General features: G+C 64.9%; 1 protein-coding gene and 1 pseudogene. Both read left to right on the forward strand.

The window, feature by feature from the left end; all coding sequences use genetic code 11:
* Positions 1–1,065: pseudogene (sucA, locus tag WA702_RS23015) on the forward strand (2-oxoglutarate dehydrogenase E1 component); the annotation flags it as partial.
* 137 nt (positions 1,066–1,202) lie between these two features.
* Positions 1,203–1,512, forward strand: a 310-nt coding sequence (locus tag WA702_RS23020) for a biotin/lipoyl-containing protein (RefSeq protein WP_425112862.1), incomplete at its 3' end; no start/stop codon positions are given.

Genomic DNA, 1,512 nt, shown 5'->3' on the forward strand with positions numbered 1-1,512 from the left:
CTCGACTGGGCGACCGGCGAGGCGCTGGCGTTCTGCACGCTGCTGCTAGAAGGCCACAAGGTGCGGCTGTCCGGCCAGGACAGCGAGCGCGGCACCTTCTCGCAGCGCCACTCAGTGCTGATCGACCAGGAGGACGAGGGCCGCTACACGCCGTTCAACCATCTTTCGCCGGAGCAGGGCCACTTCGAGGTCATCAATTCGCTGCTGTCGGAAGAGGCCGTGCTCGGCTTCGAATACGGCTACTCGCTCGCCGAGCCTGCGGTGCTGCCGCTGTGGGAAGCGCAGTTCGGCGACTTCGCCAACGGGGCCCAGGTCGTGTTCGACCAGTTCATCTCGTCGGGTGAGCGCAAATGGCTGCGCATGTCCGGCCTGGTCTGCCTGCTGCCGCACGGCTATGAGGGCCAGGGGCCGGAGCATTCCTCCGCCCGCCTCGAGCGTTATCTGCAGATGTGCGCCGAGGACAATATGCAGGTGGTCTATCCGACCACGCCGGCGAACTACTTCCATGTGCTGCGCCGCCAGCTGCATCGCGAGATCCGCAAGCCGCTGATCCTGATGACGCCGAAGTCGCTGCTCCGCCACAAGCGCGCGACGTCGCGTCTTGAGGAACTCGCCAAGGGCACGACGTTCCACCGCATCCTCTACGATGACGCCCAGATGTCGCCGGACGACAAGACCAGGCTGGTGCCGGACGACCAGATCCGCCGCATCGTGCTGTGTTCGGGCAAGGTCTATTACGATCTCTACGACGAGCGCGAGAAGCGCGGACTGAATGACGTCTACCTAATGCGCGTCGAGCAGCTTTATCCGGTGCCGCTAAAGGCGCTGGTTACCGAGCTCAGCCGCTTCAAGAACGCCGAGGTCGTCTGGTGCCAGGAGGAGCCCCGCAATATGGGCGCCTGGCACTTCATCGAGCCTTATCTCGAGTGGGTGCTGAACCAGGTCGGCGGCAACAGCAAGCGTCCGCGCTATGCCGGCCGTGCCGCCTCGGCCGCGACCGCCACCGGTCTGATGTCGAAGCATCTCGCCCAGCTCAAGGCGCTGCTCGACGATGCGTTGAACTAAGAGATCATGAGACAGGCGCGCCCCGTATCACGCGGGGCGCCGATTACGTCGTTTCGTACGTGCGTCAGGATCGCCCGCCATTGCGCGGGCGATGGCGTCAGGATTTTATGACCGCAGGGTTATGAGGACAGAAGACCATGACTGAAATTCGCGTTCCGACGCTCGGCGAATCCGTGACCGAGGCCACCATCGGCCGCTGGTTCAAAAAGGCCGGCGATGCGGTGGCGGTCGACGAGCCGCTCGTCGAGCTCGAAACCGACAAGGTGACGATCGAGGTGCCGGCGCCATCGGCCGGCACGCTCGGCGAGATCATCGCCAAGGACGGCGAGACTGTTGCCGTCGGCGCGCTGCTCGGACAAATCACCGAAGGTGGCGCTGCCGCCAAGCCGGCTGCGGCTCCCGCCAAGCCTGCTGCCGCTGCGGTAGCACCTGCGCAGAGCGCTGCTC

The organism is Bradyrhizobium sp. (assembly GCF_049798375.1).
Classification (GTDB): domain Bacteria; phylum Pseudomonadota; class Alphaproteobacteria; order Rhizobiales; family Xanthobacteraceae; genus Bradyrhizobium.